Source organism: Sphaerisporangium siamense, from assembly GCF_014205275.1.
In the GTDB taxonomy this organism is placed as follows: Bacteria; Actinomycetota; Actinomycetes; order Streptosporangiales; family Streptosporangiaceae; genus Sphaerisporangium; species Sphaerisporangium siamense.
Genome location: NZ_JACHND010000001.1, coordinates 8,192,493 through 8,210,846 on the forward strand (window position 1 = coordinate 8,192,493; position 18,354 = coordinate 8,210,846).

The 18,354-nt window shown below is 72.2% G+C and carries 15 protein-coding genes; 7 read left to right on the forward strand and 8 right to left on the reverse strand.

What is annotated here, in order from left to right; all coding sequences use genetic code 11:
- The first annotated feature begins 129 nt into the window (after positions 1-129).
- The 5 genes from BJ982_RS36945 to BJ982_RS36965 all read left to right on the forward strand — a co-directional run bounded on the left by BJ982_RS36945 (position 130) and on the right by BJ982_RS36965 (position 6,968).
- Positions 130-2,349 (forward strand): acyltransferase family protein, encoded by a 2,220-nt coding sequence (locus tag BJ982_RS36945; protein WP_184887887.1) that lies wholly within the window; start codon positions 130-132, stop codon positions 2,347-2,349.
- A gap of 80 nt (positions 2,350-2,429) precedes the next feature.
- The gene (locus BJ982_RS36950; RefSeq protein ID WP_184887889.1) at positions 2,430-3,545 is read left to right on the forward strand and encodes a glycosyltransferase; all 1,116 of its coding nucleotides are present in this window, start codon (positions 2,430-2,432) and stop codon (positions 3,543-3,545) included.
- Positions 3,546-3,758: 213 nt separating this feature from the next.
- Positions 3,759-4,643: an acetoacetate decarboxylase family protein gene (locus tag BJ982_RS36955; RefSeq protein ID WP_184887891.1), complete on the forward strand. Its 885-nt coding sequence runs from the start codon at positions 3,759-3,761 to the stop codon at positions 4,641-4,643.
- A gap of 75 nt (positions 4,644-4,718) precedes the next feature.
- On the forward strand, positions 4,719-6,191 hold the full coding sequence (locus tag BJ982_RS36960) for an AAA family ATPase (RefSeq protein WP_184887893.1): 1,473 nt from the start codon (positions 4,719-4,721) through the stop codon (positions 6,189-6,191).
- 9 nt (positions 6,192-6,200) lie between these two features.
- Complete coding sequence (locus tag BJ982_RS36965) at positions 6,201-6,968, forward strand: nucleotidyltransferase domain-containing protein (RefSeq protein ID WP_184887895.1); 768 nt, start codon at positions 6,201-6,203, stop codon at positions 6,966-6,968.
- Between the two features lie 308 nt (positions 6,969-7,276).
- On the opposite strand, the gene BJ982_RS36970 is transcribed toward BJ982_RS36965, so the two are convergent.
- The 7 genes from BJ982_RS36970 to BJ982_RS37000 all read right to left on the reverse strand — a co-directional run bounded on the left by BJ982_RS36970 (position 7,277) and on the right by BJ982_RS37000 (position 13,924).
- Complete coding sequence (locus BJ982_RS36970; protein ID WP_184887897.1) at positions 7,277-7,633, reverse strand: VOC family protein; 357 nt, start codon at positions 7,631-7,633, stop codon at positions 7,277-7,279.
- A 123-nt stretch (positions 7,634-7,756) separates the two neighbouring features.
- The gene (locus tag BJ982_RS36975; protein ID WP_373869599.1) at positions 7,757-8,635 is read right to left on the reverse strand and encodes a glycosyltransferase family 2 protein; all 879 of its coding nucleotides are present in this window, start codon (positions 8,633-8,635) and stop codon (positions 7,757-7,759) included.
- A gap of 225 nt (positions 8,636-8,860) precedes the next feature.
- Positions 8,861-9,628 (reverse strand): CDP-alcohol phosphatidyltransferase family protein, encoded by a 768-nt coding sequence (locus tag BJ982_RS36980; RefSeq protein WP_184887901.1) that lies wholly within the window; start codon positions 9,626-9,628, stop codon positions 8,861-8,863.
- Positions 9,606-10,646, reverse strand: coding sequence for an iron-containing alcohol dehydrogenase family protein (locus tag BJ982_RS36985; RefSeq protein WP_184889905.1), 1,041 nt, complete (start codon positions 10,644-10,646; stop codon positions 9,606-9,608). Before BJ982_RS36985 ends, BJ982_RS36980 begins: the two co-directional genes overlap by 23 nt.
- A gap of 5 nt (positions 10,647-10,651) precedes the next feature.
- A complete protein-coding gene (locus tag BJ982_RS36990) occupies positions 10,652-11,386 on the reverse strand; it encodes a phosphocholine cytidylyltransferase family protein (RefSeq protein ID WP_184887903.1) in 735 nt (244 codons plus the stop codon).
- A gap of 170 nt (positions 11,387-11,556) precedes the next feature.
- Complete coding sequence (locus BJ982_RS36995) at positions 11,557-12,225, reverse strand: DUF5941 domain-containing protein (RefSeq protein ID WP_184887905.1); 669 nt, start codon at positions 12,223-12,225, stop codon at positions 11,557-11,559.
- A gap of 61 nt (positions 12,226-12,286) precedes the next feature.
- On the reverse strand, positions 12,287-13,924 hold the full coding sequence (locus BJ982_RS37000) for a CDP-alcohol phosphatidyltransferase family protein (protein WP_275411659.1): 1,638 nt from the start codon (positions 13,922-13,924) through the stop codon (positions 12,287-12,289).
- A gap of 454 nt (positions 13,925-14,378) precedes the next feature.
- On the opposite strand from BJ982_RS37000, the gene BJ982_RS37005 reads away from it, so the two are divergent.
- On the forward strand, positions 14,379-15,659 hold the full coding sequence (locus BJ982_RS37005) for a bifunctional cytidylyltransferase/SDR family oxidoreductase (RefSeq protein ID WP_239122687.1): 1,281 nt from the start codon (positions 14,379-14,381) through the stop codon (positions 15,657-15,659).
- A gap of 16 nt (positions 15,660-15,675) precedes the next feature.
- Here BJ982_RS37005 and BJ982_RS37010 read toward each other — a convergent pair whose 3' ends face one another.
- Complete coding sequence (locus BJ982_RS37010; protein ID WP_184889911.1) at positions 15,676-16,716, reverse strand: glycosyltransferase family 2 protein; 1,041 nt, start codon at positions 16,714-16,716, stop codon at positions 15,676-15,678.
- Positions 16,717-16,821: 105 nt separating this feature from the next.
- On the opposite strand from BJ982_RS37010, the gene BJ982_RS37015 reads away from it, so the two are divergent.
- Positions 16,822-18,351, forward strand: coding sequence for an LCP family protein (locus BJ982_RS37015; protein WP_184887907.1), 1,530 nt, complete (start codon positions 16,822-16,824; stop codon positions 18,349-18,351).
- Positions 18,352-18,354: the final 3 nt, after the last annotated feature.

Here is an 18,354-nt window from a genome sequence, read left to right on the forward strand (position 1 = left end):
CGCCGGTGAGAGCGTTATGGTGGATGATCTGGTCGGCCCGTCCCCGACATTCCCATCCGCCATAAGACCCCAGGCCGTGCCGTCCAGACGCTACCCCTGGTCTCCCGACAGATAGCCGAGCTTTCCCCCGTGAGCGACACCAGATCCTCCTCCTTCCCGGTTCCGGCTCCCCGCGGCGACGACGCCTCCTCCGAGGCCGGTGAGACGACCGCCGGCGGCGGGCCAGAGGAGAGGCGGGCCGGTCCCGGGCCGGAATCCCGCGCCCCCGAGGAGGACGCCCCGACGGCCCGCTGGCCCGTCCCCGACTACGCCGAGCCTCCGACCGGCGCCTGGGACCGCCACCGCCCGCGGGTCGGCGACGACGGCGAGGGAGCGCTGTGGCCGGTCGCCGAGTCCTCCGCCCCGGCCCCCCGTCCCGGCCCGCACGACGACGACCCCGAGACGTTCACCTTCGACCGGCCCTCCTGGGAGACCCCTCCCCCGCCTTCGGGCGCCCAGACGTGGGACGGGGCACAGTCCTCCGGGCCGCAGGCGTGGGACCAGGCACAGGCGTCCGAAGCCCAGGCGTGGCAGCAGCCGCAGACGTCGGAAGCCCAGAGCCGGGACCACTCCCAGACATCGGGAGCCCAGGCGTGGGACCACGCCCAGACGTCCGCGCCCCAGGCATGGGATCCCCCTCAGGCATCCACGCCTCACACATGGGAACAGACGTCCGCCCCCCAGGCATGGGAACAGACGTCCGCCCCCCAGGCATGGGAACAGACGTCCGCACCTCAGGCATGGGAACAGACAGCCGCGCCTCAACCGTGGGAGCAGCGGCAGGCGTCCGGTCCACAGGGGTGGGACGCGCCCACCCCGCCGGCCGGACGGCCGCAGGCGCCGCCGCCCGTCCCCGCGTGGGAGGCTCCCCCGCCACGCACGCCCGCCGCCCCCGACGACGGCTTCTCGTACTGGGAGCGTCCCCAGCCCCCGCGGACGTCCGCCCCGCCGGCCCAGGAAGCCGCCCCCGGCCCGCAGGGCTTCGACGGCCCCCGCCATGGCGGCGGCCCCGCGCCGTCCGTCCCGGCCGCGGTCCCCGGATCAGTGGGCCCGGACGGCGTCCCCGTGCCGTACGGCCCGGCAGGAACCCCAGGACAGTACGTCCCCGCCGGAGCCCCAGGTCAGTTCGGCCCCTCCTCTGGAGCCCCCGCGTCATACGGCCAGGGCGCCGCCCACGCGCCGTACGGCCGGGCCGGCTTCCCGGGGGACGCGGGCGGCAGGCCGCCGGGTGCGGAGGCCGCGTGGGACGCGCCCGCCCCCGAGACCGAGGAGGCGCAGCCGGCCGGGCCTCCCGCCAAGCGCCCCCGCGAGCCGTATCTCGACAACGTCAAGTTCCTGCTCATCGCGCTGGTCCCGACCGGGCACGCCCTGGTCCCCACCTTGGCGACGCATTCGTCCCGCTCGGCGTACCTGTTCATCTACGTGTTCCACATGCCGCTGTTCGTGCTCATCAGCGGCTACCTGAGCAGGAACTTCTGGAACTCCAACGCCAAGACGAACAAGCTGGTCGACACCTTCCTGGTGCCGTACGTCGTCGTGGAGGTGGGGTACGCCGTGCTCCGCTTCGCGTTCGGCCACAAGTTCAGCCTGACGATCATCGACCCGGCCTGGCTGAACTGGTACCTGCTGGCCCTGCTGCTGTGGCGGCTGTCCACGCCCGTGTGGAAGCGCATGCGCTATCCGTTGCCGATCGCCGTCGCGGTGTACCTGCTGGCGGGCCTGTCGGACCTTCCCGGCGACTTCAGCATGGACCGCTTCTTCGGGCTGATGCCGTTCTTCGTGCTCGGGCTCCTGCTGCAACCGCACCACTTCGAGATGCTGAACCGCCTCTGGGTGAAGATCGTCGCGGTGGTGGCGCTCGTGGGGGCGGCCGGGGTAGCGATCCTGATCTCCCCGAAGGTCCCCCTCGACCCCATCTACTACAAGGACAGCTACGCCGACCTGGACCTGTCGTGGTGGATGGGCATGGCGATGCGCGTCGGCCTGCTGGTCGCGGCGCTCGTGGTCTCGGTGGCGATCCTGGCGCTGGTGCCGCGCAAGCGCACCTGGTTCTCCGACCTCGGCACCCGCACCCTGTACTGCTACCTGCTGCACGGCGTGCCGGTGTACATCGCCAAAGAGATGGGCTGGCTGTCGTTCCCGTGGCTGCACGGGCCGCTCGGCGTCATGGCGATCGCCAGCAGTTCCTTCGCCCTGGCCATCGTGCTGTGCCTGCCGGAGACGCGCACGCTCTTCAAATGGCTGCTGGAGCCCCGCCTGGTGTGGCTCTACCGCAGACCGTCCGCGCAGGCCGGCGCTCCCGAGCGCTAGGAGCGGATGTTCAGCCGCATTTTCACCCGGATTAACGAGGCGCATCCGGATCGGACGAGAACGGCGCCCAACATCTACATATGAAGGTATGTGTCGGCACGATCGTCCACCACCCGGAGGACGCCCGGATCATGCACCGGCAGATCCGCGCCTTGCTCGACGCCGGGCACGCGGTGACGTACGTCGCGCCGTTCACCCACTGCAACGTCACCCCGCCCGGTGAGATCACCGCGATCGACGTGCCGCGCGCCGTCGGGCTGCGGCGGGGCCGGGCGCTGAACGCGGCGCGGCGCGCGCTCAGGAGGGGCGTCAAGGACGCCGACGTCCTTCTCGTCCACGACATCGAACTGCTGCTCGCCCTGCCCCGGCGCCGGCCCACCACCGTGTGGGACGTGCACGAGGACCTGGTGGGCTCCCTCGACACCAAGGCGTACCTGCCGGAGCCGGTCCGGCGGACGCTTCCCCATATCGTCCGCCACGTCGAGGGCCGCGCCGAGCGGCGCCTGCACCTGATCCTCGCCGAGGCCGCCTACCGCGACCGCTTCTCCGGCGACCACCCGGTGATCCCCAACACGACGTACGTGCCCGCCACGCCGCCACCGCCGCCCGGCGCCGACCGGCTGGTGTACGTCGGCCATCTGTCCGAGGCCAGGGGCGCCCTGGAGATGATCGAGCTGGCCCGCAGGCTCCGGCCGGAGGGCGTCCGCCTCGACCTCATCGGCGCGGCCGACCCCGACATCCGTCCCGCGCTGCGCGACGGCCAGCGCCAGGGCCTGCTGGACTGGTACGGGTACGTGCCCAACGAGCACGCGCTGCGTATGGCCGAGGGGGCGCTCGCGGGCCTCTCGCTGCTGCACGACGTGCCCAACTACCGGCAGTCGCTCCCGACCAAGGTGATCGAGTACATGGCGCGGGGCATCCCCACGATCACCACCCCGCTGCCCATGGCGGCCTCGATCGTCGGCCGGTCCGACTGCGGGGTGATCGTCCCGTACGGCGACGTCGAGGCGGCCGCCCAGGCCGTGCTGCGGCTGCGCGACGCACCCGAGCGCCGCACGGTCATGGGCGCCCGCGGCTACGCCGAGGCCCGCGCCCACTACCACTGGCCCGACCACGCCCGAGACTTCATCACCCACCTGGAGGAATGGTCCCTCCCAACCCCCCTCCCCGCCCTCCGCCGCGCCGTCCCGGCCTGACCCGTCATACCCTGGGCCGCGCGGCGTGCTCGCTTGCCCTTACCCCTCCCGGCCCTACGGGTGACACAAGGGGCGCCGCGTCGGCGAGAAGGGTCTACGGCAATGCCGGCGCCCTGGTACGGCGAGGCGCCCGGCTGTGTTCATCGCGCGTGCGCCCACCACCGTCGGGGGTACGGGTGGCGTCTCGCATCCCGGGTTGGTGTACTGGGAGTCATGGCTAGCCATCTCGTCCAGGGGCGCGAGGTCACCCTGCCGGTGGAGATCAGAGACGCCACGGTCTGCGCGGTGGTCTACACCGTCCGCGCCGACGCCGCCCGGGCCGTGCTCGCCTACTCCCCCGACATGGACGTCACCGAGTTCCTGCCCGGCAAGGCCCTGTGCGTGCTCCAGTTCATCCGCTACGACGACGGCGACCTCGGCTCCTACAACGAGTTCGGCGTCGGCTTCATGGTCCGCCCCCCAGACACCCGCGGGCGCGCCGCAGGGAACCACCCCGACGCCTTCGGGCCCTCCTCTAGCGACGGCCCCGGCCGTTTCGGACCCACCTCCGGCAACGGCCCCGCCGCTTTCGTACCCTCCTCCGGGCACGGCTCCGGCGCTCTTGTGGGACGCCCTCGCACGGCCACCGGCACAGGCGTCCTGTCCGGCGTGCGCGGCCTGCGCGGCGCGGGGATGTTCGTCCACTGGCTCCCCGTGGACCAGCGCTTCACCCTGGAGGCCGGCCGCACGATCTGGGGCTTCCCGAAGGAAATGGCCGAGATCGACCTGCGCCTGTCCTCCCCGTACAAACGGTGCATCCTCCGCAAGGACGGCCGTCTCGTCCTCGACCTGCTGATCCGCCCCGGCATGCCGATCCCGGCCCCGTCCGCCGACCTGACGGCCTACACCCACCTCGACGGCACCACCCGCCGCATCCGCTGCACCGCCCGCCCCCAGACGATCCACGCCCGCCCGGGCGGCGCCCTGATCAGACTGGGCAACCACCCGATCGCCAAGGAACTCAGCGAACTAGGCCTCCCCAAACACGCCTTGCTGACCACCACGATCACCCACACGACCGCGACCATCCCCGAGGCGGAACCCCTCCCGCGCATCTGAGCGAACGACCATCCATGCGCCATTCTACTGAAGTACAGTTCAGTGAACTGTACTTCAGTATCTGGATGGTCACTCTTGGTATCGAAGCCGCCGCACATCTTCGACCGCGACTGGGAATGGGAGGCACTCACCACCTTCGCGACCGCACCGCACCCCGAGGTCTCGTTCGGCGTGGTCAGCGGCCGGCGCCGCCAGGGGAAGACCTTCCTGCTCAGATCACTGACCGAAGCCCTCGGAGGCTTCTATTTCGAGGCGACCGAGGGCACGGACGTCGAGGTGCTCCGCCTGTTCGGGATGGCGCTCGCCCGGCACACGGGGTCCCCCGTGGGATACCCCTTCGCGGACTGGCGAGACGCGTTCACCTTCTTCTTCTCGCTACCGAAAGATCGTCCGATGCCTCTGGTCATCGACGAGTTCCCCTACCTGATGAAGGCGAACCCGGCCATCCCGTCCCTGCTCAAGCAAGAGATCGACCTGCGCGGGCGCACACACGGCGGGACGAGCAACGCACGCGTGCTGATCTGCGGCTCCGCGCTCTCGGTGATGGGCAAGGTCCTCTCCGGTCAGGCGCCGTTGCGTGGCCGGGCACGCCTGGAACTGGTGATCCAGTCCCTGCCGTACCGTGAGGCCGCCGACTTCTGGGGCGTCACCGATCCGCGGCTCGCCGCCATGCTGCACGCGGTCGTCGGCGGCACCCCGGCGTACCGGGACGAGTTCGTGGCGGGCGACATCCCGGCCTCCGCCGACGACTTCGACGCGTGGGTGGCACGCACTGTGCTCAACCGCCGGACGTCCCTCTTCCGCGAGGGCAGGTACCTGCTCACCGAGGAGGCCGACATCCGGGATCCCGCGCTGTACCACTCCGTGCTCTCGGCGGTGGCGGAGGGCAACAACAACTGGGGCGGAATAGCCGGACATATCGGCCACAAATCTTCGGATATCGCTCATCCGCTGAACGTGCTGGAAGACTGCGGACTGCTGGTGAAGGAGAAGGACGCGTTCAGATCCGGGCGGACCCGTTACCGCATCGCCGAGCCGCTCATCACGTTCTACCAAGCGATCATGCGCCCCGAATGGACGGACCTCAGCCTCGGCCTCGCCGAGGAGGTCTGGGCGCGGTCACGGCAGCGTTTCCTCTCCAAGGTGGTGGGGCCCCATTTCGAGATGCTGTGCCGGGAGCACGCCCTGCGCTACGGCCGGACGCACTTCGGCGAGGGCGGCATCGGTGAGGTCGTGGCCGGAACCATCGCCGATCCCGCCAACAGGTCGCAGATCGACGTGGACATCGTGGTCCTCGGCGTGAACCACTCCGCGCAGCCCCGGCCGGTGAAGTCCCTGGGCGAGGCCAAGTGGGACAAGGTCATGGACCTTCGGCACCTGGAGCGCCTTCGCCGGGCCCGTGACCTGCTCTCCGCCAAGGGCTACGACACCGCGAACACCGTCCTCGCCTGTTACAGCGGCGCCGGCTTCCACGACACCCTCCGTGCCGCCGCCGATGACGACCCCTCCATCCTCCTCGTCGATCTCCCCATGCTGTACGGCCGATAGCGTGGGCCGATGACGGTTCAGCAGGACGAGGACTTCATGGCGCGCGTCGGCGGGCGACTCGCGGAGCTGCCGCATGTGGAGGCGGTCGCCCTGGGAGGCTCCCGGGCCTCGGGCACGCATGCGCCGGGCAGTGACTGGGACTTCGCGGTCTACTATCGCGGGGCGTTCTCGCCGGAGTCGGTGCGGGCGCTCGGGTGGCCCGGTGAGGTGTCCGAGATCGGCGGGTGGGGTGGTGGCGTCTATAACGGCGGAGCCTGGCTGGATGTGGACGGCCGTCGCGTGGACGTGCACTACCGGGACCTGGACGATGTCGAGTTCCACCTCGCCGAGGCGCGTGCGGGGCGTTTCCGGGTCGAGAGGCTGCTCTTCCACCAGGCCGGGATCCCGACGTACATCGTGGTCGCCGAACTCGCCCTCGCCCGGGTACTCCACGGGGAACTCCCCCGCCCCGAATACCCGGAGGCCCTGAAGCGCGAGGCCGCCAGCCGATGGTGGGGCGACGCCCAGGCCACCCTCACCTACGCCCGCACCGCCCACGCCCCCCGCGGCCACCTGACCGACTGCGCCGGCGCCATCGCCACCGCCGCCTGCCAGACCGCCCACGCCATCCTGGCCTCAAAGGGCCACTGGACCACCAACGAGAAAACCCTCCTCGACCAAGCAGGCCTAAGACCCATAGACCAACTCCTCGCCACCCTCACCCCAACCCCGACCTCCCTCACCACCACCCTCGACGAGGCGACGACCTTCCTGAAAGCCGCGCTCACTCTGCCCTAACTCAGTCAGACGAGCCCGGACTTGATCCCGCGGTGAACTCCCGCCAGCGTGCAGCAGAAACCGACCCCCCAGGCAAGACCGTGTGGGCGCGCCGGAGAACGCCCTTCGCGAGTGGGGGACCAGCTTCAAACGCCAGACGCCGCAGCCCTCAAGACCTTGCCTTCAGCGACACCGCGCGGCCGTGTGGGGAGTTCGAGGGGCGGCAGCCCTTGGAACGGGGGGTCGAAGGGGGCGGAGCCTCCCCTGGGAAACACAGCCCGAGCCGGAGCGCCCCCAGGCGCGGAGGCGAGGCCCGAGGGCCGACAGGGTCAGGCGTGGCTGAGGATGTTGAGGACTTGGCCGTTGGGGTCGCGGGTGAAGAAGCGGCGGACGCCCCAGGGTTCGTTTTGGAGGGGGTGGACGATCTCGGCGCCGGAGGCGCGTACGGCCTCGTAGACGGCGTCGACGTCGTCTACCTCGATGCTCACGTCCGCCACCACGGGGGCGGTCTCGTCGTGGGTGAAGACGCTGAGCTGGGCGAGCGGCTCAGCAGGAGAGGCGAAGGTCGTGATCCAGCCGAGGTTCATGACCTCTTCCAGGCCGAGCAGGCCGTAGAACTCGGCGCTCTTCGCCAGGGTCTCCGGGGACGGCGCGTGGATGTTGGGGACGATCCTGCGGACGGACATCGGCGGAGCCTCCTTGGCGGGTGGAGGACGGGCACGGGGCCGTCCCGTCGTGGACTCGCACGATCAGGTGCGGGCCTGGGCGTGAGGTCCAGGCCCGATCACCGTACAAGCCGGCCCGAGGCGTCAGACGATCGGGGGGCGGCCGAGGCGGAGCATGCGCCAGGCCGTGCGCCAGGCCATGGGGCGGCGTTCGCCCGCGGGCTCGCGCAGGCCCTCCATGAAGCCGCTGAACCAGGCGCGGATCGCCGCGACGGACCTCTCACGCACCAGCGTGAGGAGGATCCAGTTGAGCAGGTACAGCGTGGCGAGGGGCCAGGGCAGGTTGCGGCGGGCCAGCCAGACCCGGTTGCGCGCGTTGAGCCGGTGGAACCCGGTGTGCCGGGTGGGCGGCGTGCGCGGGTGGTACATGACGGCGTCGGCGTCGTACTCGATGCGGTAGCCCTCGCCGAGCAGGCGCCACGCCAGGTCGGTCTCCTCGTGCGCGTAGAAGAACCGCCCGGGCAGGCCGCCGACCTGCAGGTAGGCGGCGCGCCTGATCGCGCAGGCGCCGCCGAGGAAGGTGGTCACCGGGGAGGACCGCTGCGGGTCGCCGGCGCGGAGCCGGGGGACGTGCCGCCGCTGGCCGCCGCCGCTCTCCGGGTCCATGACGCGGAAGGAGATGACGGCGAGGTCGGGCTCGGCGGCGAATCGCTCGCGGATGTGCGCCGCGACCTTGTCGTCGGCGTACCAGCCGTCGTCGTCGAGGAACATCACGATGTCGCCGCTGCACTCGCGAACGCCGTAGTTGCGCCCCTCCGGGATGCCGACGTTGTCCGGGATGCGGACCGTCCGCACGGAGGCGGCGCCGGTGCCCGGCGCGACGGCGAGGGCGGGGACGTCCGCGCCGTTGCCGACGATGATCACCTCGACGTCGCCGTCGGTCTGCGTGAGCACGGACTCGACCGCGCGGTCGAGCTCGGCGATCCTGTTGCCCATGGTGAGGATGACACACGAGATCTTCAACGCGTCATCGCCTCGACGCATGGAGAACGCATGTGGTCATGATCACCGAGTCTGTGTAAGCGGGGGATCCCGGCCTTGTCTGGATACTGCGAAATAAGCGTATCGGAACTGCCAGGAAACCCCCACCGAACAGTGGATGCCGATCCGGTGGCGACTCTTGACAACCTTTCACCCGATAGATGTACGACGTCGATGAGCCGCCGGCGGTTCCGAGGCGTTGTCATGTCAGGCGAGCCGCCGGGACGCGAGGATGCTGACCAGGTGGAGGACGGTCTGCAGGGCCGCGAACACCACGCAGGCGACGGTCAGGACCTGCGTCGCGGTCAGGCCGCCCGCCAGGGCGTCCCAGAGCGCGGCGACCACGACCAGGAGCGAGAGCTCCACGGCCTGGAAGATCCGGTGGAAGCGCAGCGCCGCCGCGACCTTGCGCGCCGCGCCGAGCCGCCGGGACCGGAACTGCTCGGCCGCCGCCTCGGTGGTGGCGACCAGCCCGGAGCGGGCGCGGGCGACGTCCACGAGGTCGGTCTCAGATTTGATGAGGATGGCCCCGAGCGCGGCGCCGACGCCGAGCACGGTGTACCAGTCGGGCAGCGTGGCCGAGGCCCGGAACCCGAGGCCGATCAGCAGGGCCGCCTCGGCGAAGTAGTGGCCGACCCGGTCCAGGTAGACGCCGGTGATCGAGGTGCGGTGCGTCCACCGGGCCAGTTCGCCGTCGGAGCAGTCGAGCAGCAGGTACACCTGGATGAGGACGGCCGCCGCGACGGCCGCCCACAGCCCCGGCAGCGCCAGCACGACCCCGGCGAGCACCCCGGACACGATCATGAGGCCGGTGACCTGGTTGGGGGTGATCGCGGTGCGCGCCAGCGCCCACGTCACATAGATCGACAGCTTGCGCATGTACAGCGAGCCGGCCCAGTGTTCGCCGGAGTTGCGGCCCATGGTGGTCTGCGGCTGGGCGACCGCGCGCAGCTCAACGACCGACGGCCCGGACATACTGCTCCACCCGGTCGTGCACCTCGGGCCCGGACAGGCGCAGGTGCTCAAGAATCGTGTACCGTCCCGGACGCGTCGAGGGCGCGAGCTCGACGGCGGCGCGGAACTGCTCCGTCGTCAGCCCGACGTCGCCGGGGGTGACCGGGAGGTCGTGGGAGCGCAGGCAGCCGACCAGCAGCGAGAGCGACCGCTCGTCCTCGCGCAGGAAGGAGCAGAACGCGGCCCCGACGCCGGCCAGCTCGCCGTGGTTGGACGTGCCCGGGTAGAGCTGGTCGATGGCGTGCAGGATCTCGTGGTCGCCGCCGCTGCTCGGCCGGGAGGACCCGGCCACGACCATGGCCATGCCGGAGAGGATCAGCGACTCGGCCAGCACCGTGAGGAACGCGTCGGACTCGATGGAGTCGTCGCGGCCGAGCACGGCCTCGGCCGCGGTGCGGGCCATGGAGACGGCCAGGCCGTCGATCGGCTCGCCGCGTTCCACGTTGCCGAGCTGCCAGTCGTCGATGGCGGACAGGTTGCTCACCACGTCGCCCACGCCGGCCCGCACGAGCCGCTCGGGCGCGTCGCGCACGAAGTCGAGGTCGACGAGCAGGGCCAGCGGCATGGGGACGCCGAAGGAGCCCTTGCCGCCCTCGTGCTCCAGGGAGGAGACCGGCGAGCAGATGCCGTCGTGCGAGAGGTTGGTCGCCACGGCGACCATGGGGATGCCGGCGAGCGAGGCGGCGTACTTGGTGACGTCGATGGTCTTGCCGCCGCCGATGCCCACCACGGCCTCGTAGGCGCCCTTGCGCAGGTCGGCGCCGAGCGAGACGGCCGCGTCCACCGAGCCGTCGGGGACGCGGAAGACCTCGGCCTCACCCAGGGTGGGGGTGATCAGGCCGGAGATGTGGTCGCCCTGGCCCGAGCCGACGGCGACCGCGACCCGCCCGGAGGTCGCCACGCGGCTGTCGGCCAGCAGCGCGCCCAGGTGGGCCACCGCGCCCCTGCGGACCTCGACGGTGAGGGGAGCGGTGAGCATGCGGGCTAGTAGAGGCATGCGATCTCCCTGGCCTTGGCGAGGTCGTCGTGGTTGTCGACCTCGACCCAGTCGACCTTGCCGATGGGAGCGACCGCGATCTTCTCGCCGCGGGACACCATCTCGCCGTAGCCGTCCTCGTAGTAGAGCTGCGGATCGCGCTCGAAGGTGGCCTTCAGGGCGTCGGCGAGCCGCTCGGCGGCGCCGGGGCGGATCAGCGTGGCGCCGATGTACTCGCCGTAGGCCTCGGAGGGGTCCATCAGCTTGGTGATGCGCCGCAGGTGGCCCTCGCCGTCCAGGGTCACCTTCATCTCTTCGTCGGCGAGCGTCTTGACGTCGTCCACGGCCAGCAGGATGTCGCTGGTGACCGGGGCGTCCAGGAGCGTGCGCTCGACGGAGACGGGGTGGACGGTGTCGCCGTTGACCAGCAGCGCGCCCGAGGAGAAATGATCACGGGCGCACCACAGCGAGTAGGCGTTGTTCCACTCTTCGGCCTTGTCGTTGTGCACGAGGGTGAGCCGCACACCGTGCCGCCGCTCCAGCTCGGCCTTGCGCTCGTGGACCGCACCCGCGGCGTAGCCGACGATCACCACGACCTCGCGAAGGTCCACCGCAGCGAGGTTCCGCAGGGCGATGTCCAGGATCGTGGTCTCTCCGTCGACCGGCACAAGCGCCTTGGGCAGCGTGTCGGTGTACGGCCGCAGGCGACGCCCGGCGCCGGCGGCCAGCACCATTCCCAGCAACGTGCACTCCTCAGTCTGGCGAGAATCTGTAGGCCAAAGGTTAGTTGCCTGGAGGTGGTGATCGTGTAATCGGGAGTTCACCTATTCGATTACAAGACCTGTTGTTGGCAATGGCCGCCCCCACCGGTGGGGCGAAAGCGACCGGAGGGACCACCGGGGCAAAGGACGGGTCAGTCCTGACCGCCGAGATCGGCCGCCTCGACGCCGGACCTGGGCGCGGCGAGCCAGCAGGTGACGCTCTCCCAGAAGAACAGCGCGATCAGGTAGAGCGCGGCGAGCACGAAGACGGCCGTCACGACGCCCAGGAGGGCGCCCATGGCGATCAGCAGCATACGCCCTTCCCAGCCCAGCCCCGCCGAGGCGAGCCAGGCGGGCGGGTAGACGTGCTGGCGGCACCGGTAGACGACGTCGTAGTGGTGGAAGAGAACCGCGCCGAGCAGGGCGAGCACCAGCAACCGTGGCACTTCCCACGCGAAGCCGACGCAGGCGATGAAGCCGTACTCGGTGAGGCGGAGGATCGGCGGGACGAGCCAGTCGAGCCGTCCGTCGTGCTGGTGGGAGCTGCCGGGCCCGGCGAGCATCAGGGCCACGGCGGGCGCGAAGACGGCCGGGCCGTCGGCCCCCGCCACGCCGAGGAAGAGCATGACGCCGGTGACGAAGGCCCCGGCGATCGCGGGCGGCAGCGGAGGGAGCTGCCCGGCGACGAGCACCCCCATGCCACGCGCCAGCACGCCGTCGTCGCGGTAGGTCACCACGGAGCTGCGCGGCACCCGCGTCATGTGCATGGTGCTCGCCGGGCTCTCGTGGCCGGTCGGGCTCACACGGTTCACGCTGTTCATGGGGCGACCTCACGATCCCGCGCCGGGGCCGGCGGGGAGACGGGTGACGACGTGGCGGCGATCAGAAGGACCTCGCGATCCTGCCGGTGAGCGTGTAGAGGGCGGCCAGGCCGCCCCAGGCGAGCAGCGCCAGGAACGTGACCCTGGCGTTGAACAGCGCGGCCGTGACGGCGATCAGCGCCATGCGCTCGCCGATGGGCAGCACGATGAGCTTGCGGAGCCGGCGCGCGGCGGTGTTCCCGCCGGGCCGCGCCGAGACGCCTTCGGCCGCGCCGCCGCGCCCGTGGGCCTGCGCCCGGGAGTCGGCGTAGGAGAAGTCGACCATGTGGCGCACCGACTGCAGCAGCATGGCGGCGATGGCCATCGCCCAGACGCCGTCCGGCCCGAGGACGCCGCCGTCCGCGGCGCCCGCGTAGCCCACGGCGAGCCCCACGTACACGACGTACTCTTTGACCCGGTCGAAGGTGGCGTCCAGCCAGGCGCCGATCGGCGAGAACGCGCGCGTGTAGCGGGCGAGCTGGCCGTCCACGCAGTCGAGCACGAACGACAGGTACAGCAGCGCGGCCCCGGCGACCTGGGCGCGGCGCTCGCCGGCCGAGAACGCCACCGCCGCGAGGCCCGCCAGGCCGACGGACAGGCCGGTCACGGCGTTGGGCGTGAGGCCGAGCCGCGCCGCGGCCCTCACCAGATGGCCGGACCAGGAGCTGACCAGGTACGTGGCGACGAGGCCGTCGTCGGACTTGATGGCGGACCGGAGGCGGGCGCGGCCCTCGTCGACCTCGCCCAGCCGCGCGATGGCGGCGTCGGCGCCCGGCTGGGTGGTGACGCGCTCGCAGTGGAGCCCGCCGAGCGGCGTCGCGCGCACCGGCACGCCGACCCGCACGAGCCCGGCCAGCAGCAGGGCCGTGACCTCCGACTCCCCCGCCTCGCCGAGGCGGTGGTCCTGGGCGAGGTTGGCCAGCTCGTCGGCGACGTCGGCGAAGCTGTCCAGGTCGGCCTCGGCGATGTGGACGACGCCGCGGAAGGCGCCGTTCGGGCCGCTGACGGTGTGGAAGGAGTTGCCCGCGGCGACGATCCGGCCGCGCTCGTACCTGACCGGCGGCAGGGCGGGGTCGCCGTCGGCGTACCCGGGGGTCACCAGCGCGCCGGTGCCGTGGGCCGGGTCGGCCAGGAGGAGGGCGAGGGCCTCGGTGTGGGCGACCAGGTCGCCGGGGAGCACGGCGAGCGGCCCGGTGCCGGAGCGGGCGAGCGCGGCCACCGCGCGAAGGTCGCCGATGAGGCCGCCGCTGCGGGTGGACCGCGGCCCGGCGCCGTTCAGGGAGCCCGGGGGCAGGGCGGTCACCGGCTCGGCCAAGGGCTCGGTCACCGGCTCGGCCAGGGCGGGCGGCGGCACGGGAGGGGCGGCGGGCCCGGGCAGCACAGATGGCTCGGATGGCTCGGATGGCCCGGATGGCTCGGACGGTTCGGGGAGCCGGGGCGGCGGAGGCGTCGTGGCGGTGCGCGGCGTCGGGTCGGCCGCGGGCTCGGCGACGAGCACGGCGGGGCGCGACGGGGCGAGGGCCGTCCGGGGAGGGCCGGCGGGCCTGGTGACGAGGTGCACCGCGCCCGCGTGTAGCGTGACGAGTTGTCCGGCCAGACGGTCGGCCAGGGTGCCCTCCGCGCACGTCAGGCGCGTGGCCGGGGTCGTGGCGAGCACCACGGCCGCGGGCGCCTTGGGGCGGGGAGGAGCCGGCTGAGCCCATGCGGGGGGCCGCGCGGGGGGCGGGGACGCGGATTCGGGCAACCGGGGTCTCCTTCCGCGACCGGGGATCGTCCACCCCGCAACGTAACCGAGCGCTCACAGCCATGCAATCCAATCCGGCGCGTTCGCCGGGCGCGCCGCTGGTGGAAGCCCCGATCGGACGGCACGGCGCCCGCCGCGACGGTGACGGAGCGCGACGATCGTCCGGGTTCGAGGGTGTTGGGGCGGGTTGGCCGGTTGATCACCGGGGTCGTGCATCACCGGAGCGGAGCCGGGCGGGACCGGTGACGAGAGCAGGTGTGGAAAGCAGTGGCCAAGACCAGTAATACAGGAAGAACGCGATCAGGGACACAGGCCCCGCGCCGCGCGGAGGTCCTGCCCTAGGAGCCGGAAGAAACGGAGAACTCATACCTTGGCCACACCGGGACCGGAACCACGCCGGCGGACCGTAGGAGTCGTCCTCGCGGGCGGCGTCGGGCAGCGGATGGGGCACGACACCCCCAAGCAACTACTCCGGATCGCCGGGCGGACGATCATCGAGCACACGCTGGCCGTCTTCGAGGCCGCGCCGGAGATCGACGAGATCGTGGTGCTGATGACGCCCGGCTTCACCGCCGAGGTGGAGGACATCGTCGCGCGGCGCGGCTTCCGCAAGGTCGCGGCGGTCGTGGAGGGCGGGGCGACGCGCACCGAGTCCACCTGGCGGGCGCTGCGGGCGCTCGGCACCGAGGAGTGCGACGTGCTGCTGCACGACGCCGTGCGGCCGCTGGTGGAGCCGCACGTCATCGCCGGGTGCGCCGAGGCCCTGCGGACGCGCCCGGCGGTCGTCGCCGCCATCCCGTCCTCGGACACGATCATGGTGGCGGGGCCGGGCGAGGTGGTCGAGGAGATCCCCGACCGCGCGCGGCTGCGGCGCGTGCAGACCCCGCAGGGGTTCCGGCTGTCGTTGGTCCGCGACGCCTACGAGCGGGCGCTCGCCGACCCGGACTTCCCGAGCCGTCCCGCGACCGACGACTGCGGGGTGGTGCTGCGCTACCGCCCGGACGTGCCGATCTTCATCGTGCCCGGCAGCGAGCGCAACATGAAGGTCACCCACCCGGTGGACGTCACCATCGCCGAGAGCCTCCTGCGGCTGGTCCCGGCCGCCCTTCCCCTGCCCGGCCCCGGCGCGCTGGACGGCAGGACGGTCGTGGTCTTCGGCGACGCCGGCGTCGCGGCCGTGGCCGGCGGGTGCGGCGCGGACGTGCACGCGTTCTCGCGCGCGGACGTGCGGGTCGAGGACGCCGCCGCGGTGGCGGAGGCGCTGGCGCGCGCGGCCAAGGACGCCGGGCGCGTCGACCACGTGGTGTGCGGCGCGCCGGAGTCCCCGGCCGAGGCGGTCGCCGTGAGCCACGTGGGCGCCCTGAACGTCGCCGGGGCCGCCGAGGGGTACCTGCGGGAGAGCCGCGGGCACCTGCTGCTGCGCGCCCCCGCCCTGCCCGCGGGCGAGCCCGCGCTGGAGGCGTCCGTGACGGGCGCGGTGACCGCGCTCACCGAAGCGCTGGCGCGCGCGTGGGCGCCGGACGGGGTGCGCGTGAACTGCCTGCGCCCCGTCCGGGACCTCGCCGCGCCGCGGGACGCCGCGCGGGCCGCCGCCGGCGTGCTGCTGTCGGACCTGACCGGTCAGGTGATCGGCGTCTCCGCCGACCTGTGAGGCGGGCGGCCCGCGCTCAGGCGGCGGCGCCGTCCCGCGCGGGCCTGCTGAGCCTCGGCGGGCTGGTCAGGAAGCCCCAGCCCCAGGACAGGTGCATGGCCGCGTACACGACGGGCAGCCGCGCCAGCGCGGCGGCGGGCAGGTGGCGGCCGGTCAGGACCGAGCCCGCGAGGATCGCCACGGCGTAGCCGCCCGGGATCAGCAGGCCCGGCCAGAAGAACGGCGAGACGACCAGCCCCAGCAGCATCGCCACCACCGCGACCGGCGGCGCCAGGTAGCGCAGGTTGATCGTGCCCTCGTGGGTGCGGGAGACGACCCGGCGCCAGCGGCCGTAGTGGAAGTACTGCTTGGCCAGGGCCTTGACGGTCGGCCGCGGCCGGTAGGACACGCGCATGCGCGGCTGGAACCACACCAGGCCCCCGGTCTCGCGGATGCGGTGGTTCATCTCCCAGTCCTGGGCGCGCTGGAAGTGCTCGTCGTACCCGCCGACGCGGGCCAGCGCCTCGCGGCGGAACACGCCGAGGTACACGGTGTCGGCGGGCCCGGCCTCGCCGCCGGTGTGGAACCGGGCGTTGCCCACACCGATCTTGGAGGTCATGGCGCAGGCGACGGCCTTCTCGAACGGGGTGACGCCCTCGGCGGCCATGATGCCGCCCACGTTGTCGGCGCCGGTCTGTTCGAGCGTCTCGACCGCGACCCGCAGGTAGTCCTCCGGGAGCATGGCGTGGCCGTCGACCCGGGCGATGATGCCGCTCCGCGCCGCGCCGATGGCGGCGTTCAGCGCGTTCGGCGTGCGGCCGGTGGGGTTGGGCACGACCGTCACGCGGGGGTCCTCGGCCGCGAGGGCGTCGGCGACCTCCTGCGTACGGTCCTGGGACGGGCCCACGGCGAGGACGACCTCGATGGGGCCGTCGTAGCGCTGCGCGAGCACCTGGTGCACGGCCTCACGCAGGTGGCGCTCCTCGTTGAGCACCGGCATGACGACCGAGATGGGCGGCCAGACGCGTGTGGTGGGGCTTGTCCGGCTTGTTCGTGGCGAGTCGGGGAACTCCTTCATGGCGGCGCTCACGCTACTGTACGAGCGGGTGGGGACGGCAACCCACGGGCGCGCGGGAACGTCCTCACCGGGTGACGCGTTCTCGTCCTTGAGGGGGACACCACGGTGAGCGACGACGACTCCGCCGTCTCCGCCGTCCACGTGGGCGGCGACGCGTACGGCGGGGTGCGGCTGAACCAGCGCCGTACGCGGCGGGCGCGGGCGGGCGCGCGGGCGGTGACGATCACCGGGGCGCTGTCGGCGATGGTGCTGGCCGGGTCCGGTGTGCTGTGGTTCCTCTCGACGTACGCGACCAGTCAGATCAAGTCCGTGAAGGCGGGCACGGCCGGGTCCGACCCGCGGGGCGCGATGAACATCCTGCTGGTCGGGGTGGACAAGCGCGACGACCTCACGCGTCAGGAACAGAACCGCCTGCACCTCGGCCGCGAGGTCGGGCAGCGCAGCGACACGATGATGGTGATCCACCTTTCGGAGGACCACAGCAAGGTCACCGTGGTCAGCCTGCCCCGGGACAGCTGGGTCGACATCCCCGGCAAGGGCTCCCACAAGATCAACTCGGCGTACTCGGCGGGCGGCGCGCCGCTGGCCGTCCGCACCGTGCAGAACGCCACGGGGCTGACCATCAACCACTACGTCGAGGTCAACGTCCTCGGCTTCATCAGGGTCGTGGACGCCCTCGGCGGCGTCTCGGTGTGCACGCCGGTCGCCATCGACGACCAGCACACCGGGTTCAAGCTCCAGCCGGGCACCTACGAGCTCGACGGGGCCAAGGCGCTGTTCTACGCCCGCACCCGCGCCACCGCGCGCTCCGACCTCGACCGCATCGACCGCCAGCAGCAGGTCATCTCGGCCCTGCTGCACCGGGCGCTCAGCGGCGGCACCCTGGCCAACCCCGGCAAGCTGACCGGGCTGGTCGGCTCGGCGCTGAAGACGCTGACGGTCGACGAGGAGTTGTCCAAGGACCTGCTGGGGCTGGCCAACCAGCTCAAGGACGTCTCCACCGACGACGTCGCCTTCACCACCGTGCCGCTCGCGGACGTGAACTACCGCGCCCCCACCGGAGAGTCCGCGGTGCTGTGGGACAAGGTGGCCGCGCGCGACCTGTTCCGGCGGATCGGCGACGACGAGCCGCTGGTCAAGCCCGTGAAGTCGCAGCGGCCCTCGTCCTCGCCGTCCTCGTCCCCCACTGCGGGCGACTCCGCGGGCGATCCGGGGGGCGATTCCGGGGGCGACTCCGGCGACGAGGAGCTGACCGTGCCGCCGGACCGCATCGCGGTCAAGGTGATCAACGGCACGTCCATCGCGGGTCTCGGCGCGCGCACCAAGGCCGAGCTGGTCAAGGCGGGGTTCCAGGTGCCGGCCGCGCCCGGCGACACCGCCACCAGGAACTACACCGACCCCGTCGTCCGCTACCCGGCCGGGCGCGAGGACTCCGCGCGCACGCTCGCCGCCGCCGTCCCCGGCGCCCAGATGCGCGAGGCCGACGTCACCGGCATCGAGCTGATCGTGGGCACCAAGTACACCGGCGCCGAGAAGGTCACCATCAAGACCACCACGACGACGGCCACGGCGGCGCCGCCGGCCACGGCCGCCCCCGCGGCGAGGACGGCCACCGAGAACATCTGCAAGAAGTAGCGC

What these genes read in the sequence shown, in the direction of transcription:
- BJ982_RS36950 (WP_184887889.1), top strand. Translation starts at nt 2,430, where the DNA reads ATGAAGGTATGTGTCGGCACGATCGTCCACCACCCGGAGGACGCCCGG.
- BJ982_RS36955 (WP_184887891.1), top strand. Translation starts at nt 3,759, where the DNA reads ATGGCTAGCCATCTCGTCCAGGGGCGCGAGGTCACCCTGCCGGTGGAG.
- BJ982_RS36965 (WP_184887895.1), top strand. Translation starts at nt 6,201, where the DNA reads ATGACGGTTCAGCAGGACGAGGACTTCATGGCGCGCGTCGGCGGGCGA.
- BJ982_RS36970 (WP_184887897.1), bottom strand. Translation starts at nt 7,633, where the DNA reads ATGTCCGTCCGCAGGATCGTCCCCAACATCCACGCGCCGTCCCCGGAG.
- BJ982_RS36980 (WP_184887901.1), bottom strand. Translation starts at nt 9,628, where the DNA reads ATGTCCGGGCCGTCGGTCGTTGAGCTGCGCGCGGTCGCCCAGCCGCAG.
- BJ982_RS36985 (WP_184889905.1), bottom strand. Translation starts at nt 10,646, where the DNA reads ATGCTCACCGCTCCCCTCACCGTCGAGGTCCGCAGGGGCGCGGTGGCC.
- BJ982_RS36995 (WP_184887905.1), bottom strand. Translation starts at nt 12,225, where the DNA reads ATGAACAGCGTGAACCGTGTGAGCCCGACCGGCCACGAGAGCCCGGCG.
- BJ982_RS37010 (WP_184889911.1), bottom strand. Translation starts at nt 16,716, where the DNA reads ATGAAGGAGTTCCCCGACTCGCCACGAACAAGCCGGACAAGCCCCACC.